Annotated in this window: 19 protein-coding genes; 3 read left to right on the forward strand and 16 right to left on the reverse strand. The window is 53.2% G+C overall.

The features are described 5' to 3' along the window. Positions 1-9: 9 nt before the first annotated feature. Positions 10-1,290, reverse strand: a complete 1,281-nt coding sequence (locus tag ACPUC8_RS06170; RefSeq protein WP_494925780.1) for a M20 family metallopeptidase — start codon at positions 1,288-1,290, stop codon at positions 10-12. 79 nt (positions 1,291-1,369) lie between these two features. Between ACPUC8_RS06170 and ACPUC8_RS06175 the strand changes: the two genes are divergently transcribed. After that, on the forward strand, positions 1,370-2,140 hold the full coding sequence (locus ACPUC8_RS06175) for a GntR family transcriptional regulator (RefSeq protein WP_494925781.1): 771 nt from the start codon (positions 1,370-1,372) through the stop codon (positions 2,138-2,140). Positions 2,141-2,187: 47 nt separating this feature from the next. Here the strand turns inward: ACPUC8_RS06175 and proX are convergent, their stop codons facing one another. The 3 genes from proX to ACPUC8_RS06190 all read right to left on the reverse strand — a co-directional run bounded on the left by proX (position 2,188) and on the right by ACPUC8_RS06190 (position 6,070). Next, positions 2,188-3,186, reverse strand: a complete 999-nt coding sequence (proX, locus tag ACPUC8_RS06180) for a glycine betaine/L-proline ABC transporter substrate-binding protein ProX (RefSeq protein WP_494925782.1) — start codon at positions 3,184-3,186, stop codon at positions 2,188-2,190. A gap of 357 nt (positions 3,187-3,543) precedes the next feature. Continuing rightward, positions 3,544-4,944 carry a YfcC family protein gene (locus ACPUC8_RS06185; protein ID WP_082672305.1) on the reverse strand — a complete coding sequence of 467 codons (1,401 nt, stop codon included), beginning with the start codon at positions 4,942-4,944 and terminating at the stop codon, positions 3,544-3,546. Next, a complete protein-coding gene (locus tag ACPUC8_RS06190) occupies positions 4,931-6,070 on the reverse strand; it encodes a M20 family metallopeptidase (protein WP_039330132.1) in 1,140 nt (379 codons plus the stop codon). The genes ACPUC8_RS06185 and ACPUC8_RS06190 overlap by 14 nt, the downstream gene beginning before the upstream one ends. A gap of 110 nt (positions 6,071-6,180) precedes the next feature. Here ACPUC8_RS06190 and ACPUC8_RS06195 point away from each other — a divergent pair, with 110 nt between their 5' ends. Continuing rightward, on the forward strand, positions 6,181-7,110 hold the full coding sequence (locus tag ACPUC8_RS06195) for a LysR family transcriptional regulator (protein WP_494925783.1): 930 nt from the start codon (positions 6,181-6,183) through the stop codon (positions 7,108-7,110). Between the two features lie 36 nt (positions 7,111-7,146). Here ACPUC8_RS06195 and ACPUC8_RS06200 read toward each other — a convergent pair whose 3' ends face one another. Beyond that, a complete protein-coding gene (locus ACPUC8_RS06200; protein ID WP_494925784.1) occupies positions 7,147-8,367 on the reverse strand; it encodes an MFS transporter in 1,221 nt (406 codons plus the stop codon). Positions 8,368-8,549: 182 nt separating this feature from the next. Between ACPUC8_RS06200 and ACPUC8_RS06205 the strand changes: the two genes are divergently transcribed. Next, positions 8,550-9,158 carry a TetR/AcrR family transcriptional regulator gene (locus ACPUC8_RS06205; protein ID WP_494925785.1) on the forward strand — a complete coding sequence of 203 codons (609 nt, stop codon included), beginning with the start codon at positions 8,550-8,552 and terminating at the stop codon, positions 9,156-9,158. Positions 9,159-9,165: 7 nt separating this feature from the next. On the opposite strand, the gene ACPUC8_RS06210 is transcribed toward ACPUC8_RS06205, so the two are convergent. The 11 genes from ACPUC8_RS06210 to ddpX all read right to left on the reverse strand — a co-directional run bounded on the left by ACPUC8_RS06210 (position 9,166) and on the right by ddpX (position 21,927). Then, positions 9,166-9,642: a GNAT family N-acetyltransferase gene (locus ACPUC8_RS06210; RefSeq protein WP_235589215.1), complete on the reverse strand. Its 477-nt coding sequence runs from the start codon at positions 9,640-9,642 to the stop codon at positions 9,166-9,168. Between the two features lie 106 nt (positions 9,643-9,748). Further along, positions 9,749-9,970 (reverse strand): hypothetical protein, encoded by a 222-nt coding sequence (locus ACPUC8_RS06215; RefSeq protein ID WP_039330142.1) that lies wholly within the window; start codon positions 9,968-9,970, stop codon positions 9,749-9,751. 201 nt (positions 9,971-10,171) lie between these two features. Then, entirely contained in the window at positions 10,172-11,833 is a 1,662-nt protein-coding gene (locus ACPUC8_RS06220; protein WP_494925786.1) for a bifunctional aspartate transaminase/aspartate 4-decarboxylase, read from the reverse strand. 87 nt (positions 11,834-11,920) lie between these two features. Next, positions 11,921-13,606 carry an aspartate-alanine antiporter gene (gene aspT / locus ACPUC8_RS06225; RefSeq protein ID WP_058972350.1) on the reverse strand — a complete coding sequence of 562 codons (1,686 nt, stop codon included), beginning with the start codon at positions 13,604-13,606 and terminating at the stop codon, positions 11,921-11,923. Positions 13,607-13,643: 37 nt separating this feature from the next. Next, the gene (locus ACPUC8_RS06230) at positions 13,644-15,344 is read right to left on the reverse strand and encodes an aspartate-alanine antiporter-like transporter (RefSeq protein ID WP_494925787.1); all 1,701 of its coding nucleotides are present in this window, start codon (positions 15,342-15,344) and stop codon (positions 13,644-13,646) included. A gap of 554 nt (positions 15,345-15,898) precedes the next feature. Continuing rightward, positions 15,899-16,834, reverse strand: coding sequence for an ABC transporter ATP-binding protein (locus ACPUC8_RS06235; protein WP_494925788.1), 936 nt, complete (start codon positions 16,832-16,834; stop codon positions 15,899-15,901). Then, a complete protein-coding gene (locus ACPUC8_RS06240; RefSeq protein ID WP_039330154.1) occupies positions 16,827-17,813 on the reverse strand; it encodes an ABC transporter ATP-binding protein in 987 nt (328 codons plus the stop codon). The genes ACPUC8_RS06235 and ACPUC8_RS06240 overlap by 8 nt, the downstream gene beginning before the upstream one ends. Further along, positions 17,813-18,706: a D,D-dipeptide ABC transporter permease gene (gene ddpC, locus ACPUC8_RS06245; protein ID WP_494925789.1), complete on the reverse strand. Its 894-nt coding sequence runs from the start codon at positions 18,704-18,706 to the stop codon at positions 17,813-17,815. Before ddpC ends, ACPUC8_RS06240 begins: the two co-directional genes overlap by 1 nt. Further along, a complete protein-coding gene (locus tag ACPUC8_RS06250; protein ID WP_039330157.1) occupies positions 18,703-19,725 on the reverse strand; it encodes an ABC transporter permease in 1,023 nt (340 codons plus the stop codon). Before ACPUC8_RS06250 ends, ddpC begins: the two co-directional genes overlap by 4 nt. A gap of 58 nt (positions 19,726-19,783) precedes the next feature. After that, complete coding sequence (locus ACPUC8_RS06255; protein ID WP_494925790.1) at positions 19,784-21,346, reverse strand: ABC transporter substrate-binding protein; 1,563 nt, start codon at positions 21,344-21,346, stop codon at positions 19,784-19,786. Next, positions 21,343-21,927 (reverse strand): D-alanyl-D-alanine dipeptidase, encoded by a 585-nt coding sequence (gene ddpX / locus ACPUC8_RS06260; RefSeq protein ID WP_039330161.1) that lies wholly within the window; start codon positions 21,925-21,927, stop codon positions 21,343-21,345. The genes ACPUC8_RS06255 and ddpX overlap by 4 nt, the downstream gene beginning before the upstream one ends. Between the last annotated feature and the right edge of the window lie 4 nt (positions 21,928-21,931).

Below are 21,931 nucleotides of genomic sequence, written 5' to 3' on the forward strand. Positions count from 1 at the left end.
GTTAATGAGTTAAATACCCTGGGTTGGCTGAAAATCATCGGCGAGATACGCCAAAATGGACTGCGAAAGTGCGATCACATCTGCCATCGTTGTGAACTCATCGGCGGCATGAATGCGGTTATCGGGGCGGGCTAAGCCGCCGAGTAAAATCTCTTGAATACCGGCCTGTTGTACCCAGCCCATGTCAGAACTGGTGGATGAACCCCAGGGTTTAAACGCCTCACGGGGGAAGCCGAAACCTTGTGTAAGTGCGGCCTGCCAGCGCGGCCAGTGTGGGCCGTAAGGATCGGCAACCGGGGCGAGATGACCAATCAACTGCAAGCTGACATCCAGTGCGCGGCTGCCATCCATCGCCTGATCGATGCACTGCGTGAGTTCCTGCCAGACATCGTCAAATGCTTCTTCCGGCGCATAGCGGCGATTGATCAGCAGTTCAAACCGTTCCGGGATGGTGGAGCCTTTGCTGCCGCCGTGAGCAGAGGCCAGGGTCAGCAGTGAGGTGAGTGGTTGCCCCTGATAATGCGGCGGTGATGGCATCGCTGAGGTGCGCTGTTCCACTTCACCTTTGAGTTGGTACAGGGCGTTCATCAAGGGGAGTGCCGCTTCGATAGCATTGATACCCAGCAGCGGATCGCCGGAGTGCGCTGAGCGCCCGGTGATCACCACTTTAAGATCGATGCTGCCAAAACAGCCCGCCCAAATGCGCGGCACCGCACCGCCGTTGAAGCTCAGCAAGTGCCCGGAGAACAGCTGCTGTTCCGCCAGGTAACGAATGCCGGGATAGAGGCCGCCCTCTTCATCGGTGCACAGCAAGAAAACCGGGTTGAAGCGCAACGGCAGATTACAGGCCTGCGCTGCGCGCACCGCTGCCATCGCCGCCACGATGGTGCCTTTCATGTCTGCCGCACCACGTCCATACAGCTTGCCTTCTGCCACCGTGAGCGCCAGTGGCGGAAAACGCCAGCCATCACCGGCAGGTACGGTATCGGTATGGAAGTAGAGATTGCAGTTTTCTGCCGCCCCGCTGTTGAGTGTCGCAAGGACGTTCACTCGTTCGCCCTGCGCGCTACCATCCGGTGCCTGCCACAGATGTTCGGGCACGGAAATACGCTGGCAACTGAAATTCATCGGCGTTAGCAACTGCATCATCAGGTCAGCAAATTGCCCGTATCCGTTGCCCGGTGGGAAGCAGGTATCCACCGCTAACATGCGCCGCATATCGTCAGTGATTTGATCGGCATCACCCGCTATTTTTTCTATCGCACTGTTAAGGCAAGAATTTCGCAACATAGGATGTTCGTCTGTTGTATTTCTATATAGTTTATAGATAATGCAATTTAACGACGCAGGTCAATCGGTAATCAGAAACATGCAAAAAAACTATGACGCAGGCGACACACCGCAATTCACTCGGCTCAGTGAAGGCGAAGGCGCACCGCTGTATGAAGTGGTGAAGCGGCATATCAGTGAATCCATCCTGCAAGGTGAGTTACCCGCTGGCACCATTTTGCCGAGCGAAAATAGCCTGGCAGCGAAGTTTGGTGTGTCGGTGGGCACGGTGCGCAAAGCGCTGGCCGCGCTGACCACGGAAGGGATGCTGATGCGGCGACGGAAAACGGGCACGGTGGTCACTGGCTGGGCGCCATTGCACAATCTCAGTCACTTCTTCCAGTATTTCCGCTTGCACGATAAGGCAGGCGGGCTGCTGCAATCTGAAACCACATTGCTGGATTATCAGATCGGTCAAGCCACGCAGGTTGAAGCGGAGAAACTACAAATTGTGGAGGGTGATGAAGTGATTCGCCTGAAACGACAGCGTCGGGTAAAAGGAATGGCTGCCATGCATGAACGCCTGGTGTTGCCAGCCGCGCGTCTACCCGATTTCCCACCCCCCGATCAGTTGCCACCGCTGTTGTACCGGTATCTGTTTGAGCACTACGATTTGCGCGTCGCCGCAGTACGTGAACAGATCACCGCACAGCTCGCTGATGAGGAAGATGCCGCCTTGCTGGAACTGACGTTACCGCAAGCCGTTATGGTGATTGATGAAGTGTCATTTGACCAGAGCGCAATCCCGGTGATTCTGGCGCACCATCGATTCAGTACCGAGCACTTTATGTATGTGAATGAGGTGCGTTAAAAACACGTCACGCCCTGCACTCTCACAGGGCGTGAGTCATATCAGCGTTATTTGGCTGCTGCTGCCGCTTCTTTCACCCAACCATCGAAAGTGGCCTGATGGGCGTGGATCCAGCCATCGACATGGCGCTGAATATCGTCGCTCGAAGATTCACCCGCGTGCATACGTTGATTCTGCGCGTTCACGTCAGCCAGTGGCAGTTTGACGATTGCGAACAATTTGGCGGCTGCCGGATTCTTTTCCGCCCAGGCTTTATTGGCGACAACATGTTCGTTGTTGGGCTTAAAGCCATAATTCTTGCCATTCGGCAGGGCCGTATTTTCATTTTTCTGTGAACCCGGCGTGGCAGAGAAGGGAACCGTAAGCCACACCACATCTCTACCCGGTTTTAATTCATCGCTGACCCAGTAAGGCGTCCAGGTGAAATAGAGCACCGGCTTGCCGGTTTTATATCTCGTCAGGGTATCAGCAATAATGGCAGAATAATTCCCCTGATTCTGCTGCACGGTATTATTCAGGCCGTAGGCGGTGATTTGCGCGCTAATTACCTGTCCACATACCCAGCCAGGATTACAACCGGCCAGATCGGCTTTGCCATCACCATTCGCATCAAACAGCTTCGCCAGTTTCGGATCTTTCAGCTGTGAAATGTCCGTGATGTGGTATTTATCGGCGGTTTTTTTATCAATCAGATAACCCTGCGCCGCACCGCTGATATAGGTGCCCTGACGATAAAATTTCGCGTCGCCACCCGCTGCGTTATACATATCTTTTTGCAACGGTTCCCAGTTCACCGCCATGTAGGTGGCATCCCCGGAGGCAATCGCCGTATAGGCCACGTTATAATCGACCTCTTCCGTGGGCTTGACTTCATAACCCAAATTTTCTAACGCTCTGTTAATCAATTCAGTTTGAAACGATTCTTCTGGCAAGGTGCTCTGCACCGGCGAGACAGTGACGCCTTTGCCCGGTAATTCGGCAGCACACACTGCAGATGAACTGATTAACGCAACGAGAGAAACAACAAGCAGACTTTTCCTGGTCATAATGGAAACCTTATTATTTTTTAATGCCAATGAATGGCGTCAGAATATCTCTGCAATTAAGAGATAAAAGAGGGAATAACTGAGAGTTGAAGGCTACTGCTGGAGATAATGGCGCGCGTAACGGAGACGGGTGTTGTAAGTGGTGAAAAACGATAAGTCAGCATTCATCATTATGATATTGGGTGACAGACCTTGCTTCTGTTTTCAGGCCTGCGACATACACTCCGGTGAATTAATCGTGAACTTACCATACCACAATATTTCTAGGCCGCAACCTTTGAGCCAAATTTTATTGGCGACCTGTCAGGCCGCCAACTTTTTCATATTTTTCGATGCCGCCGCTGTGGCATCCGTTATTTAGAAAGGACCCCAGTTAATCGCCACGCCAATCAACAAGGTCACCACGCAAATCGCAAACCAGATAGCGACCACGGGTGCAACGAACTTGATCCATTTCCCGAACGAGATATTCGCCGTTGCCAGCGCCGCCATCAGTACGCCAGACGTCGGGCTAATTGAGTTCACAATTCCCTCACCCAGCAACACCGTTTGCACCGTGACCTGACGCGTCAGCCCAAGATTATCGCCTAACGGTGAGAAGATCGGAATCAGCAGAGCTGACTCGCCCGAGCCCGATGAAATGCCGAAATGCATCAGCGCAGCACTAATAAACATCCCCACCGCCGCAATGGCAGGTGGCACCGGCGCCAGCAGATCAGACAGGAAGCCGACGATAGGATCAAGGATATTACCCTGTTGCAACACCACAGAGATCGCGCCCGCCATCCCGACGATAAAGCCGCCTTTCACCAGCTGAGAACAGCCACTCAGGAAGGTGTTGGCAATCGCAGAACCCGACATACGGCCAATCAACCCCACCAGAATCGACAAAATGATGAACATTGCTGACATCTCATTGGTCGCCCAGTGCAGTTGCACCGTTCCCACCATAAACAGCAGCAGCGTTAAGGCACAGGTCGCCAGAATCAATTTATGACGACCGGTAATCGCCATTACCGGGGCATTTTCAACCTGGATATCCGCGCGCACATGGCCATTTTTGCGCAGTCGCTTAACGGTAAAGATTAAATAAATCGCTACCGTCAACACAAACAGCAGGTTGGTGATGCCGCGCAATAACATGCCGGAGAACAGTGGCAACTGCGCCAGATGCTGGGTCAGTCCCGTGGTCGCTGGACCTAAGAACGCGACGTTAAAGCCTGCCGCACAGGTCAGGTAAACCAATGCCATACCAATCACTGGCGGCAAACCAAGTGAACGCGCCACCAGCAGACCAATCGGCACAAAGGCCACTACCGAGTTTTGTACCACGCCAGTACTGCCTAGGATGGCAAAAATCACCCCAAAGATCAGAATCAGACGGGTGTCGCTGATTTTGGTGCTGCGTGACAGCGAGTTCAGTGCGGTAGCAATCGCGCCTGTGGCTTCAATCACCGCCAGCAAACCGCCGGTAAACAGGATGAGGAAAATGATTGGTGCTGCTTTAATCACGCCCTGCACAATAGCCATAAAGATTTCGCCGGGATACACACCCGTGCGCGCCACTTCATGCAAGCTTCCCTTAATGGCAAATGTCACACCGTTGCGGGTTTCGTGATCAAACTTGCCTGCCGGGATAATCCAGGTGGCGACAGCCGCCAGCACCAGAATAATAAACAGCAGCAGGTAAGGACTTTGCTCGCTCTTGGCGGGTGTGGGTTGGGTGCCCGCGTGTTTCTCTACATTAACCTGTGACATCGGCATCCCCCAGAATCAAACCCGCCACCAGCGCCGCACGCGCAGGAATATCCGCAATCTGAATATGCTCATGACGCGCATGAATGCCCGCGCCCGTCGCGCCTAGACCGTCCAGCGTTGGAATCCCTAAAGCGGCAGTAAAGTTACCGTCACTGCCACCGCCAACCGATTTGCCTTCCACCGTGAAACCAAGCTGTTGAGCAACGGACTGAGCACGCTGCATCAACACCAATGACTCCGCATTCTGACGCATCGGCGGACGAGACTGTGCACCCGTGACTTCGAGCTTGATGCCCGGCAGATGCGGCTGCAGTTGGGTAATTTCAGCATGAATACGTTGTGCTTCTTCTTCGCTGGTGACGCGAGTATCAATGCCCAGCACCGCTTTATCGGCCACCACATTAACGCGATTGCCGCCCTGCGCGATCCCCACGTTAACGGTAGTACCGCGATCTGGCGCATTCAGCCCATGCAAGAACAGCACCTGATGTGCCATCTCCTGCACCGCACTAATACCCTCTTCCGGGTTATTACCTGCATGCGCGGCTAAGCCAGTAATGGCGACCTGATATTGCCCGGTGCCTTTACGCGCCACTTTCAGCGCACCGCTGCCCGCCACCGCAGGCTCAACCACCAGCACTTGCGCTGAACCCATAGCGTGATGGGACAGCCAGTCGCTGGAGCTGGGGCTGCCCACTTCTTCGTCGCTGCCACACAGGAAAACAATGCGCTTACCTGCCAGCAGGTCCTGCTGTTGTAAGGCACGCACCGCCCAGATGGCCTGCACCAGCCCGGCTTTCATATCCAGCACGCCAGGTCCGTAAAGCTTGCCCTCTTCCTCGCGAATAGCCAGCTCGCCCTCATCCCAGACGGTATCAAAATGACCCAGCACCACAGTCTGCTCACTGCCCGTGCCAAGGGTAAACTTCAGGTGGTTACCGTACTTTTCCTGTACATCAATCTCAGCGTTCACACCCAGACGTTCAGCAAAAATCGCCTGTAGTACCTCGCCGCAGCGATCCACTGCGGCCTTGTTCATTGACGGAGATTCTGCTGCCACCAAGGTTTTGATATCCGAGAGAATTTCGCCTGAATGCTGTTGCAAATAACTTATTATATTTTTCATTACTTCTGTCCTCACCAAGTGAATCCCGAGTATGAGGACAAAATTAGGCTTAAAAAATGGGGTTTAAACGCTATTATTGTTGACCTGAGATCAACAGATAACCAAAACCTATGACGATGCTGCTCTATTCCGACAAAACCATAAGATACCTGTATGAGGTGGGTATTCACGGCGGCATTCGCCGTGCTGCGGAGGCGCTGGACGTTGATCCCGCCGCCATTAGCCGTCAGCTTTCACAACTGGCGCGTGAGATGCGCTTACCGCTGTTGGAGCGACGCGGTCGGAATGTGGTACTGACCGAGGCGGGAAAGTTGCTCGCCGAGGACTACGCGCAGACACATCAACGCCGAAGCCAGCTGGAAAGACGCTTACGCGATTTACGCCACAAGCGCGGCGGTTCAATCACCATGCGCGTCGGGCAAGGCATGGTGGATGAGGTGGTGAAGTACGTGCTTCAGCCCTTCTCGCAAAACTATCCTGAAGTGTTTATCGATATTTTGTCCGGTGACATGCAGACCACCGTCAGTCTGATCACCCGTGGTGAAGTGGATATGGCGGTGGGATTTGGTCCAGTTGGACCACCGGGCGTGAAATGCCATAGCTTTCATCGCGGCCCCATCTGCGCCATCGTGCATCGTGAACATCCGATCGCCTTGTATGAAAAGGTGGATGTCGCCGATCTCGCCGAGTATCCGCTGATTGGCATGGATAAAGACTTTGGCATCCAGAGTTATATGAATGTGATGTTTAACCAGGAAGGGTTGGTGTTCGCCCCGGCGTATAGCTGCAATCTGTTTACCAGCGCGATTGCATTAAGCCAGGCGAGGATGGGGATTGCTTTTATGACCGCCAAAGTGGTGGAAGATGGCCTGGCCTCCCGCAATCTGGTGGCCGTCCCTGTTAACCACCGCATCGCCCGTGAAAGTCAGTGCCATCTGTTACGCAGCGCAGACCACCGCTTCACGCCTGCGGCACAACATTTGTGGCAGTTACTGTGCCAGTTTTTTGAGCTGACGGCGTCGGAGGAAATTCCTGGTTAGTGACAGGTCTCGTTTAATTAAGTTGCTGAGTCTGCCTTAGCTTTTTAGTTGGCCCGGACGAAGACCCGCTTTGAACCCCTCTTTTCTGGCGCGCAAGGTAATCAGGAAAGCTATCGCCAGTAGCACCACCATCACGGGGGCGAAAGAAGCCGCGCCCCAGTGGTTCAACAGCATCCCGCCCGTCACACCACCAGCCGCAATCGCGCCATTCCACGCCACCACGTTCATCGAAAGTGCAATGTCAGCCCCCTCTCCTGCGGTATCTGCCAGCGCGGTTTGCAATAACGTTGCTGCACCGCCAAACGTCAGTCCCCATACTGCAACACCGATATAAACCACGGTCACAACCTGTGAGAAACCGACAAATACCAGCGAAAGCAAAGCGAAAATCGCTAAGCTAGTCAACACGCTGCGGCGCAAGTGACGATCCACTAAGCGGCCTGTCACGCCAATCGCCAGCAGTGCGGCAAGACCAAACACCAGCAGCACGATATCCACCTGTGAGCCGAGTCCGGCCAGTTGCAGGAACGGCGCGATATAGGTGTAGAGAATGTTATGTGCCAGCATCCAGCCAATCACCACACTCAGCACAGGACGGACTCCCGGCGTAGTAAGTACATGCATCAACGGCATTCTTTCATGACGCGACTGACCCGGATAATCCGGTACTTTGGCCAGCACCCACACCACCAGCACCACCGTCAGTGCTGAGATAATGACAAATACGCTGCGCCAACCCACTACACCACCCAGCCAGGTGCCGAGGGGTAATCCTAAAGACAGGGCAATCGGCGTGCCGACCATGGCGATCGCCATCGCTTTCCCCTGCTGGTGCGTCGCCACCATGCGTCGTGCATAACCCGCCAATAAACTCCACGACAGTCCCGCTGCCATGCCCGCAAAGAAGCGTGCTGTCAGCGTGAGCCAGTAATCCGTCGAAATTGCGGTGATGGAGTTGAACACCAGGAAGCCCGCAATAGCCAGTAACAGCACATTTCTGCGGCGCCAGCCTTGTGTCGCGATAGTTAACGGAATGGCAGCCAGTAGCGAACCCAACGCATAAGCCGTGACGGTCTGCCCTGCCAACGCATTAGAGATCCCCAATCCCCCCGCTATTTGCGGCAATAATCCAGCAGGTAAGGTTTCGGTGATGATGCAGATAAAGCCGGTCATCGCCAGCGCGAGTAATGCAGAGATGGGGAGTTTATCATCCCGTGAAGCGGCTTCTGGTTTTGAGAGAGTGAGTTGTTCGTCCATAAGTCCTTCTCAATTACATATGTATCGATTGATATGTATTTGCGCGTAAAAAAATCCCCATCAAATGGGGAACTTAACTAATAATATAACGATCGATACATTAGTCACGCATCCGATCTTTGTCAACGAATTATGTATCGCTTAGTATAGTAATCAGCACACTGTGTAAACCGGAGGATAAGATGGCAACAATGGGACGCCCAAGAACGTTTGACCGCGATAAAGCCATTGAGGATGCCATGATGCTTTTTTGGCAACATGGCTATGAATCGACGTCACTCGCCCAACTAAAGGCGGGCATTCATAACGGCATCTCTGCGCCCAGCTTTTATGCCGCGTTCGGTTCCAAAGAGGCCCTTTACCGTGAATGCGTACAGCGCTACCTCTCCTCTTACGGTCAGGTCACTGAGCATCTTTGGGATAACAGTTTAACGCCGCGTCACGCGGTGGAAACCACCCTGCGCTCTTCTGCAAAGATGCAGTGTGAAGCAGGACATCCTACAGGCTGCATGGTGGGATTAGGCGCAATGAGTGCGCCATCCCCTGAACATGCTAACGTGGTGGAGCCACTGCTGCGTTCACGCGACCGCACGCGTGCAGGCATGACAGGCGCGATTCAACGCGCCGTTGAAATCGGTGAATTGCGAGAGGACACCGATGTTAAGGCACTGGCGACGGCGTTCAGTTCTTTTCTGTTTGGTGTGTCGATTCAAGCGCGTGACGGCGCCAGCATAGAAGAACTTAACGGCTCGATTACGCAGGTGATGAGGCTGTGGGATGCAAATAGATAGCGGCCGCTTAAATTTTTTTACCTAAACAAACGGATTCCACACGCCCAACATAAGGGCCATAATTTTCAACCTGTTGAAAACCATGCTTGAGATAAAAATCCACCGCGCGCTTATTGATAACACGGGTTGATAGCCGGATTTCTCGATAACCCACCTTTGCTGCCCATGTTTGCAGATACGCCAGAATCGCAGCACCCACGCCAGATACGCTGCGGTCTGAATACATGCGTTTCAGTTCGGCTGCGTCTTGCGACAGGGGTCTCAGTGAACCACATCCCACCGCTCTGCCCTGTTCATCTTTTGCCAGCACCCAGACAGCACGTTCTGCCTCAAGCGCTTCAGCACTGAAGTGGCTTTTGCCGTTATTCCCGGTGATAGCAGCCAATTGAGCAGAGAGTTGTTCGATAAGGTGTTGTGATTCAGGAGCAAAGGGATCGGCGGGTTCGATGGTTATCATTACTGGAACATCCTTTTTGGTCGCCATAAATGACGACCCTACCACGACAATGCACAGGTGCGCATTCATGCGCACCAGGATAATAATGCATTTTAGGCTTAAGTGAGTGGCCTTAAAGACGAATTGCGAGAGATTACTTCTGTTGCTGAAGTTTCGCCTCATCCTCTTTCTTCTTTTTACTGGCCATATGATGACCCACCGCACAGCCCGCAACTGCACCCATCACGGCGTGGTGTGCAACATGCCCGGCAGCGGCACCGACTACCGCGCCCTTGAGACAACCTTCCGCTTGAGCCTGAGAGCTGAATGCCAAAAGCAGCCCTAAAGTAACCACAACCATCGACAGATTTTTCATCACACTGACTTTCCGAAAATGAATAAGGCTGAATAAATTACCGTTAAGTCAGAACAAATGCGTTCAGATTTCACTGCCAGACCAAAGAGATTAAGAGCCGTTTAACAACGGTTGTGGATAGTGCCCTGCACGCTTTCTAGCAGCGCATGGGGCATGTGGGCAGTGACCTTTCAGCCACCGCCATTCAACAGGCACTGGTGCTTATGATTTCTTCTTCCCTTTGGGCTTCGCCGCGGATACCACCTTGGCCGCTTTAGCCGCCGGTGGCGGCTCACTGGCACCGGTTTCTTCTATAAACTTGTCATAATATTCCCGTGACAGTTTACGGATCGCCTTGCCGATATTGGCGTAATCATATTCATTCAGGTTTGCCAGCGACACACGCCAGGATGGATGCGGTGTGCCGAAACCTTTGCCGGGTAACAGGATAACTCCGGTTTCCTCAGCCAGACGGAACAGTGCCTGATTCGGTTTCATGCGGCCCATCATCCATTTCACAAAATCGGCCCCGTACATCTCCTCTGCCAACTCTTCTAAATCCAGCAAATGGTAGTAGCGGACAGAGTTGCGGTCATCAGGCATCGGTAAGCCCAACTCGCGATACAACGCTTCTTGACGACGCAACACAATTCGCTTCATTTCGGCTTTGTAGGCGGCTGGTTCATCCATCAGGCAGAAGAGTGAGAACAAGGTCATCTGCGCCTGGACGGGTGTGGAGAGTCCCGCGGTGTGGTTAAGCGCAACTGTGCGGCTGTCCGCGACTAAGCGATCAATGAATTTCAGACTGCGCGGGGCGGTAGTGATCGAGGTGTATCGGTGATCCAGCTGTTTTTTCTTCGCTTCGGGCAAATCAGCGATCGCAGCATCAATAATATTATCTTCATGCGTCGCCACCACCCCCATACGCCAGCCTGTGGCACCAAAATACTTGGAGAATGAATAGACCAAAATGGTGTTATACGGGCAGATAGCAAACAACGACACGAAGTTATCCGCAAAGGTCGCATACACATCATCGGTCAAAATAATCAGGTCCGGGCGTTTCTTCACAATATCTGCAATATAGCGCAAGGTATCGTCATCAATTTTAACCGACGGCGGGTTGCTAGGATTGACCAGGAAAAAAGCTTTTACTTTGGGATCTAATAATTTGTCCAGCTCAGCATGGGTAAACTGCCATTTATTAGACTGTGGCGCATCAATATGTATCGTCTTGAGGTTGTAATCGCTGAGTTCAGGGATCTCAATATAAGGGGTGAAGATCGGCATACCCAAGGCAATCGTGTCGCCTTCACTGATCACATGGTTGGCTTTTAGGCTGGCAAACAGATACGTCATGGCCGCCGTCCCGCCTTCAAGCGCATACATATCAAAGTTACCGACAAAAGGATAAGTGCCGATCATTTCTGAGTGAATATATTTTCCGATAATCACTTCACTCAATTTCAGCATGCGATCTGGCACCGGGTAATTACATCCCAAAATGGCTTCACACATTTCGTAGATAAAATCGCCTGCATTGAGTCCCATCTGATCGCGTACGTAGGAGACGGCGGCTTCGATAAAACGCACACCATCTACTGACTCATGTTGTTTGGCAAATAACTCGAAGCGGGCTTCAATTCCCTCGCGCTGCGGGAATCCGCCCACATGCTCCATATATCGGTAAGAGCGTTCGGCTTCGGTCATAGCAAATAAACCAAACTGGAAAAAACCATGTCGTGGCGTGGTGGCGAGAAAGTTTGGATTACCGCGCCCGGCATTCAACATCAACTGATTACTCTGTACCGCCTGCTGCATCAACGCATCTTTCAGCTCAAACGGACTCAACAGCGCAACCTTTTCCGGATCGTTAAAATTCATGTCACTTCTCCTTGCTGCATCATTGATAAAGCACATTGCCACTCCGATTTAATCCGGAGATGACGACAGATTGTGAACACTACTTCTCTACACCAGTGCGACGACCAGCGGCCCCAACAGCGTTAAAAACACATTGGCTAATGCATAGGTAATCGCGAATGGAACCGTCGGAATGGTATTTTCGGCTTTATCCAGAATCTCACCAAACGCAGGGTTAGCACTGCGGGTGCCACTCAGAGCGCCCGCAAAGACGGCTGTGTTGTCATAGCGCAGAACATATCGGCCAAATAACATGGTGAGCACTAACGGCAGGATGGTCACAACCACCCCAATGATGAGGATCTTCAGCCCTTGGCTTTCAACGGTTTGCACCGCCTGTAAACCCGATGAAATTCCCACAACGACCACAAAGGCGGCCAGCCCGAGATCTTTTAATATCTGAACGGCACCAGAAGGCATGTAGCCGAAAGACTGACGACGAGAGCGGAACCAGCCAAACAACAAACCTGAGAGCAATGCCCCGCCTCCGCTGCCCAACGTCAGCGGAATCGAACCAATTTTCGCGGTGAGCATGCCAATCAGCAAACCCACCACCAAACCCGCCCCCATATACACAAAGTCTGTCTTCGCGCTGGGCACAATGGCATGCCCGGCTTGCTCTACCACCCGTTTAACATCGTTCTCTGCACCAAACACCGTCACCACATCCCCCAGCATGATGAGCGTCTCAGCCGCCAGCGGTAGTGCCTTCCCTTGCCGGGTAATTTGCGAGACATACACCCCATGGCGCACTTCTTTGGCGACAGCCTCTCGGATATCGCCAAAAGTGCGGCTATCGAGTTGTTTGTTGGTGATCACCACATCGCGTTTTTGCATGGTCAGCTCCATGCCCTCTTCTTCCTGCAACTCCTTACCTAAACGACTGGCAACATTGACCACCGCAGCGCGTCGGCCAACCACCAGTACAATATCGCCAGCCTGAAGGGGCATGTCCGGTGTAGGCACCATCACCTGTTTTCCCCTTTTCACGCGCTCGATGGTCACCGGAATGTCTGTCGCACTCTCAATCGCCTGGACAGTCGAAGCGGGGTTGGCCGTTAACTGAAAAATCCTGCCGACCAATTCTGGCGCCGCGGCTTCTTGACCTGGCCCATAAACCCGTACGCCTGTCTGCAAGGCGCTTTCGGCTTTTAAGGCATCCTCTTTAATGCTGCGTCCCATAAATTTGGGCAACAAATTGACGCACACCAATATCGCGCCAAACGATCCAAACACGTAGGTCACGGCGTAACCAATCGCCACATTCCCTTGTAAACGCGCAACCTCGTCGGCTCCCAATCCCAGTTTGGCGATAGCATCACCTGCGGTGCCAATAATCGCCGACTGTGTCAGTGCACCGGCAGCAACGCCCGCAGCCAGACCTTTATCCAACCCGAAACCTTTGGCTAGCAGCACCACCGTGAGCAATCCGGTGATGGCAAGTACTGCAGCAAGGATGATCTCTTTGATCGATTGTTTACCGAGCGACCTGAAAAAATCGGGTCCGCTTTCGTAACCTACCGCATAGATAAACAGGGCGAACATTACCGACTTCACACCAGCATCTATCTCTACGCCAACCTGACTCACTAAAACCGCAACCAGCAGCGAGCCCGCTACACCACCCAACTGAAATTTACCGAACTTGATTTTCCCGATGTAATAACCGGCCGCTATCGATAAAAACAACGCAATCTCGGGTGACTTCTGGAACAAATCGTGTAACCAGTTCATGTGCGCACCTCAGGTTCAGAAAGAACAAGACGAACAGCTAACCAGGCTGAAGCGAACTGGCCAGCCCGACGATTAACGGCCCCATAAGGGGCAATACGACGTTGGATATTGCATAGGTAATGGTGTAACCGAGCAGCGGCGTGGTGTTGCCGCAGGCATTTTGAATGGCGCTCAGTGCTGGGGTACTACACTGTTGCCCAGCGATAGCGCCCAATAGCACCGGCGCATTAAGCTTGAGCCAACGATGGCCAATCAGTAGCGAAATGGATGCTGGAATCACGGCAATCGCGATGCCAAGCAAAGGAAGTGTCAGCCCGTACTGCATGATCAATGCCAGCGCTTGAGGTCCAGATGAGAGCCCCACTCCAGCAATGAATCCCGCCAGTCCAAGGTCTTTGAGTAACAACAACGCATCAGTATTCACTCCGTGCCGATCCGCCCGTTTGGCGTGATACCAGCCCAGCACCAAGCCCACAATTAATACCCCACCGCCGGTTCCCGCCGAAAATGGAATACCACCGACAGTGAGCGTGAAGCTGCCAAGCCAGGTTCCCAGTGCGATCGCCACACCAGCAATACCAAGATTGCTTGAGAGTTTGTCGGGGAGTCTTTTACCGATGTGACTCAGCAACGGAGCGGATGCGCGACCATGCGTGGAACTGGCATCGTAAATCTGTAATACGTCGTTTAATTGCACGCGCGTGGCGGGTAGTGCAGGTAAAAGGGCTTCACCGCGTCGGATGGCGACCACATGTGTTCCTGTCGGAAGGGGGAGTGCCTGTAAAGTCAGGTTAGCCCATTCAGGCTCCAACAACACAACATTGTAGGTTGCGAGCGCCATCGCCAGGGAAGAGGTATCGTCGACTTCGCGCCCCACTAACGTTGCCTTTTCAATCAAAGAACCGCGTTCCCCTACCAGCAGAATTTTATCACCGCGCCTCAGTTTGAGGTTGGGCGATAACGTAACGATGCGACCATAACGTTGCACTTGTACGATGCTGCATTGCTGAGTCAGACGCTGTTGGAGGGAGGCAATCGTCATTCCTGCCGCGGCATCAACCCAATAGGCTCGCCCGACAACCGAGGGAAGGGCTGAATTTCCTTCGGATTCGATACGCCCGCCCATGGCAATCCAAAGCTTTTCAGCTTCCACCTGCAAATTAACGCGCAGGAGCAGCGGGAATATCTGGCTAGTAATAATGACGATGGTGATCAGTCCGCATATGTAAGTAATCGAGTATGCCGTCACCACGTTGCCCTGCAACCGCAGAATTTCGCCGGAGGGTAAATCTAAGCGGGATATGGCATCCGTCGCGGTGCCTACCACCGCAGACTCGGTTGCCGCCCCCGCGAGCATGCCTGCAGCCGTACCGGGATCCAGATGCATGATAGCGGTCGCGGTGAGCACCAGAGCCAGTACAACGACAACCTCGATCAAACAAAATATACCCAGCTGAATATTTTTAGCGTTTAAATTGGCAAAAAACTGCGGGCCACCGCTGTAACCCAAAGCAAAAATAAACAACATGAAGAAGATATTTTTGATGTCAGTGTCAACGGAAATATTGAGTTGACCAATAAGTAATGCCGCGATCAGCGTTCCACACACACCGCCAAGTTGGATAGGACCTAAACGTATTTGACCAATGGCGTAGCCTAATGTCAGTGCCAGAAAAATGGCTAAGCCCGGCACTGTCTGCAAAGTCTGCGTAATAAAACCAATGAACGTACCAGACATATCAAATCCCTGGTTAAATCGTTGATCCCGGCGGAGAGCGAGAGAAGCCCCACCCTTGGCTATAGGTGCAAATCAGATGCAATTACGAGTCAAAACGAAATATAGCAGAGGGTTAAGTAATTACCAGAAAATACTCAAGGCACTGTTAATAGTGATTTTATCCGTATACCAAACAATGATAATGATTGGCACTGATTATTCGATCCGTATAATTCACTGCAAGCTACTGTAAAGTATCATTAAGCGGATTTTTATAATTTTTATGGAGTTGATTATTAAGCCTAAAATAAAATATTTTAAAAGTTCAAAAGAATCCACCTTTGCAAGGATAGCAAGGTCACATTGAAAGTAATGATTTTATCGATATAAATGAGAGAAAGTGAGGTTAGAGACGACATGCACAATCGTCTTCTTTAAAAATGACAACACTAGTAGCACTAAAGAAAGTAATGCTTTTAATGGCCAAGTTTATTAGATAAATGAAATACTTATTATCTTAAAAAATAAACCCACTACAAATAAGTATTTCATTTTGAAATGTCATTCTTTAAAAATTATTCCACACGAATGCACCGAACCGATGTGCCATTCTCCAACTTTTGCAACGTTTGAGGTTTTTCACACCCCGTACCCGCATGCGGGCAGCGATCTCTGAAATAGCACCCCTCCGGCAACACCCTATTTCCTGGCAGTTCCGTATTGGTCGGCGCACCGTCCAGCGCTGCACCAATGCGCGGCACAGACTCCATCAACAATTGCGTATAAGGGTGTTTTGGCGAATCTAATACCTGCTTTGCTTCACCCAATTCAACGATCTGCCCGAGATACATCACGGCCACGCGGTCGCTCATATGGCGCACCACGGACACGTTGTGTGAGATCAACACATAGGTGAGATTGCGCTGCCGTTGCAATTCCACCAGCAAATTCAAAATTTGCGCCTGTACTGAGATATCCAGTGCAGAGGTCGGCTCATCCAGCACCATAATGTCGGGTTGACCGGAGAGTGCGCGGGCAATGGCAATACGCTGGCGCTGCCCGCCAGAAAAAGCATGCGGCGGGCGGTCAAGGTATTCCGGGCGAATCCCCACCTGTGCTGCAAGTGTTGCCGCCAACGCGCGCCGCTCTTTTTCCGAACTGCGGGACTGAATCCATACCGGTTCGGTGATGGAACGCCAGACCGGTAAACGGGGGTCCAGCGAGGAGAGCGGATCCTGAAACACCATCTGCATGCCACGTCCCAGCCATGAATTCGGGGAGCGCGTTAATTCAAGCTGGCCGGTGCTGGGTTTAAGCATGCCCATCAGCAGTTTGGCTAAGGTACTTTTCCCACAGCCAGACTCGCCAACAATGCCCAGTGTCTCACCGCGTTCAACTCGTAAGTCGAGCCCATTCAACGCATGCACCCGTTCGGTCACTTTGCCGCGCCAGTTGGTTTTGGCGGGGAAATTGACGTGCACATTACTGATTTCAAGCAGTGCTTCAGACATGGATGCGCTCCTGTTGCGGATACCAGCACGCCACCTGACGATTGGATTGCCCTGCGGTGTGCAGTTCGGGCGTGATACCACAGGCTTCACCTGCCGCGAAGCAGCGTTCGCGGAAAGCACAGCCGGTGGGCAGTTTGGCGAGATTCGGCACGGTACCAGGAATCGAAGTCAGCTCGGCGCGTGGCTCGCTACCGTCCGGGGAACACGCCAGCAACCCCGCCGAATAAGGGTGACAGGGCGTCGTTAGCACGCTATCGGTGGCCCCGCTCTCAATCACCGCACCGGCATACATCACATAAAGACGATCGCAAACCTGCGAGACCACCGCCATATCGTGACTGATGAACAGGACGGCGGTGCCGGTTGAGAGCGCCTTTTGTTTTAGTAAACGCAACACCTGGCGTTGTACCGTCACATCCAGCGCCGTGGTAGGTTCATCCGCGATCAGTAAATCCGGCTCGCAGGAGAAGGCCAGTGCAATCATTACGCGTTGACGCATCCCGCCGGACAACTCAAAGGGATAACGCTCCAGTACGCTTTGCGGATCTGCAATCTGCATCTCGCTCAACAGTTCGATGGCGCGTGCTTTAGCCTGTTTCGTGGATAACGGCTGGTGCTGACGGATCACGTCCACCATCTGCTTCCCAATGCGGCGTGTGGGATTGAGGGCCGTCATCGGTTCCTGAAATATCATCGCCACCTTGCTACCTCGAAGTTGGCGCATCTCTGCTTCGCTGGCCGTGAGTACGTTTTTACCCAGTATCTCCAGTGACCCGCCCTGCACACGGTAACTGCCTGGCGCGATCAGGCGCATCGCCAGCATCGCCGTGACTGATTTCCCCGAACCCGACTCCCCAACCACGCCGACAATCTCGCCGCGGTTGATGTGTAAAGAGACGCCATTCAGCACTTTCACTTCGCCCTGATAAATCGGGAAACTCAGCCGTAAATTTTCGATGGTCAGGATGCTGTCGCTCATCAGTTGCGTCCTCCCGCTTTCGGATCAAGCAAATCCTGCACGCCGTCGCCAAACAGATTGAATCCTACGGCGGTGATTAAAATGGCAGCACCGGGAAATGCGCAATACCACCACTGGTCCAGCACATAGTTACGTCCTACCGCGACCATTGCGCCCCATTCAGCCGTGGGCTGTTGCGCGCCCAGGCCAATAAATCCTAACGTTGCCGCCATTAAGATCGCGCTGCCGATATCTAACGACGCCTGCACCACCAGCGGTGGCATGGCGTTGCGCAGGATATGCCAGCTAATGAGGTGCCAACGCGACGCGCCAAATGTGCGAGAGGCTTCAACAAAAGTGTGCTGCTTCACCACCAGCGTTTGACCGCGCGCCAGACGCACATAAAACGGAATACGCACAATGGCAATCGCCAGCATCGCATTGAACAGGCTCGGTCCCAGCGCGGCGGCCAGCGCCATGGTCAGTACCAGTGAAGGAATCGACAGCATGATGTCCATCAAGCGCATGATCACCGCATCGCTGCGTCCGCCTAACACGCCCGACAAGCAGCCCAACAGTGAACCGCTCACGCCTGCCAGCAACACAACCGCAAGACCCGCCGCCACCGATTGCTGTGAGCCAACAATCACGCGGCTGAAGAGATCGCGTCCCACTTCATCGGTACCAAACCAATGCAGCGCGCTCGGGGCCTGTAAGCGTTCGGCCAGATTGATGGCATTAGGATCCTGCGGCACAATCCACGGAGCAAAAATCATCAATAACATCATCAGCACGATGATGGCCGCGCCAATTACGGTTAGCGGGCTTCGGCTGATCAACCAGCATCGACGTTTCCACGCCTGCAGCCACGGACGTCCGCGGGTGGTTACTGACTGTTCCTGTGTCAGCATCATTTCTCCGCTCCCCGACCCATACGCGGATCGATCCAGAGATACAGCAGGTCAACAAACAGGTTCACCAGCACGTAAGCAAACGACACCACAATGGCGAAGCCCATCACCGCGGGGAAATCCAGCGCCTGGATGGAAGAGACCACATACGCGCCCATCCCCGGCCAGGCAAACACCGTTTCGGTCAGCACGGCGCCATACAGCAGGTCACCCAATGCCAACCCCAACACCGTGACAGACGGGATCAGCGCGTTAGGCAGGGCATAGCGCACCACGATAGTGAACTTGCTCAGCCCGCTAGCGAGCGCGGTACGCACATAGTCCTCACTGAGCTGCTCCAGCATTGCGGAACGGATCTGGCGCGCCACAATCCCAAGGTGTACAAACGCCAGGGTGGTAGCGGGCAATATCAAGTGGGTCAAGGCGTTGAAGAACACCTCCAGATCGCCACTGAGCAAGGAATCAATCAGGTAGAAACCCGTCACCCGCGCCGGCGGATCCAGCCAGTCATCCAGACGACCACCGCCGGGCAGCAAATTGAGTTTGCCGTAGAACAACACAATCACGCCCAGACCAAGCCAGAAGGCCGGAGTTGAGATACCGGTCAGCGCCAGCAGTCTCACCAGATGGTCAAGCCAGCGGTTTTTGTACACCGCCGACAATACGCCAAGCGGCACGCCAACCACTAAAGCAATCAAGAGCGCGCAAAAAGCCAGCTCCAGCGTAGCCGGGAAGAAGTTCTTCAGGTCTTCCAGCACAGGGCGGCCAGTGCGAATAGACATGCCGAGATCACCATGCAGCAGTTGTTCGACATAGCGAATAAACTGTTGCCACAGCGGTAAATCCAGCCCCAGCTGCTGCCGGATATGCTGCACAATTTCATCACTGGCGCGGTCACCTGCCAGCAATCGCGCGGGATCGCCGGGAATCAGATGCGAAATAATAAACGTAATCACGCAGACGCCAGCGACCACCAATATCAGTCCCCAGCTGCGCTGTCTGATCAAACTCCAGAAACTCATATTGCCTGCCTTAGCAGGGTCAGAATTGACCCTGCTGATTAAGGATTAATATCAATCGCTATTTGCTCATCTCAGAAAGATTGAAGATCTGCTCCAGCATCGGGTTAAACACATAACCCTTAACCGCTTTATTCATCCCTACCTGATAGTTCTTCTGGAACAAATAGACGTAGGCGGCTTCGTCGATAACCACCTTCTGCGCCTGCTGATAATATTGAGTGCGTTGCGCCTGGTCCGGTGTAGAGACGGCCTGCTTCAGCAAGCTATCCACCTGCGGATTGGCGTAAAAGGATCGGTTGCCCGGCAGCCCTTTTTTGTCGGATTCAAACCAGTAGTTCATGAACATGTACGGGTCAGCGAAATCTGGACTCCAGTTGCCGATCGCGATGTCATAGTCGCCTTTGCCAATGCGCTCACGCATAGTGGCGTTCGCCAGTTTTTCCAGTTTGACGTTAATGCCCAGCGTTTGCAGATTGGCCTGCATCGACAGCGCAATCGGCTCCCAGTTAGGGTCATTATCCGAATAAAGGAATGACAGGGTTTTCGGCTTGTCTGCGACTTTGCTGAAGGCTTCTTTCGCTTTCGCTAAATCTAAGCTGTATTGCATGGCACCTGCGTCATAGCCCCACATGCCCTCAGGGATCGGACCGCGCATCTGCTTGCCATTGCCGCCCAGAATCCCGGAGACCATCCCTTTGTAATCTGTGGCCCAGGAGACCGCGCGGCGTAAATCGGGTTGGTTCAATGGTGCTTTGCTGTTGTTCAGATAGAGGTAGGTCACGCGCAAGGCAGGATAGTCATACACCGCTACGTCGCCCTGCTTCTTCAACGCCGCAAATTGATCGACCGGCAGTGAATCCGCCACATCCAGGTCACCCTTCTCCAGTTGCAGGCGACGTGCAGAACTTTCGCTGATGATTTTGACCGAAACACGCTTAAACGCCGGCTTGTTCCCCGCAAAATGCGGGTTCGGCACCAACACCAACTGTTGTCCCTTCTGCCAGCGTTGCAACATATAGGCGCCGGAACCGGCCGTGTGCTCAGCGAGGTAAGCACGTGCATCATCGGTGGCATGGGCTTTCAACACAGCGGGGTTGATGATCGAGGCACCGTCATTTGCCAGGGTATAAAGGAAAGGCGCAAAAGGTGTATCGAGGGTGAAGCGAACCGTTTGCGGGTCCACGGCCTCAACTTTCAGTCCTGCGGGATAGGCTTCTGATGGGCCTTGCTTGATGCGCATCAGGCGTTCAAAAGAGAGTTTTACCGCATCCGCTGTCACCGGCGAACCGTCATCGAAAAACTCACCCTTGCGCAGTTTGAAGGTCCACACTTTACCCTCATCCTCACTCTGCCAGCTCTCGGCGAGGTCGCCTTCCACATCGGTAGCACCTTTACCGTTTTCGGTTTTGTACTTCACCAAACGCTGATAGGCCGGATAGGTCACCGTCCAGTCGTTGTTATCAATGGTCACCGCTGGGTCCAGCGTCTGCGGATCGGCCGCTTTGCCAATCACTAACATATCTTTGGGTACGGCTGACCAGGCGGGTGCACTGGCGGTGGTTACTGCTGCTGCAATCAAAAGAGAGAGAAAGCCTTTGGAGGCGCTGAACTTCATTTTCATGGTAATACTCCGTCAGTCTGTGCTGGGGAAATACAAGTGAAAACATCGTCAATGAGCGGATAGGCCGCCGCTCCCGGTAATTCGAAATGCCACCACTCCGTCGCAATACCGCAGAATCCGCCACCGAACATCACGGCATTGAGCAGCAGTCGGTTGCGCTGGAAAGAGGCCGCCAGTTCGGGATGGTACGGATGGGAAAGTTCGGTCATCTCATCAAAGCCGGTTCCCATATCCAGTGCGTTGCCGTCGGCATCGATCAGGGTGACGTCAATGGCGGTGCCCCGGCTATGATTGGAGCCCTGTGAGAGAGGCACCACATAGTTTTGATCGGGGCAGGCCAGCCAGAGCAAAGCCTGCGCTTTTTGTGGCCGATAGGCGTCCAGTACCTGAAGCGTGAAACCGGCTACCCGTGCGATCTCAATGCTCTTTTCCAGTGCGTTGGCGGCATCGACGTGCAATAAGCAGCGCGCCACGCTGTAGATCGGCTGGCCGGTGATGTTGTCCGCGGTGGCATATTTCATATCGATGTTGAGCTGAGGGAATGTCTCAGCCAGATCGACAAGGTGCGTATCCTGATTCATGTTC

Source organism: Pantoea sp. CFCC18177 (assembly GCF_059412425.1).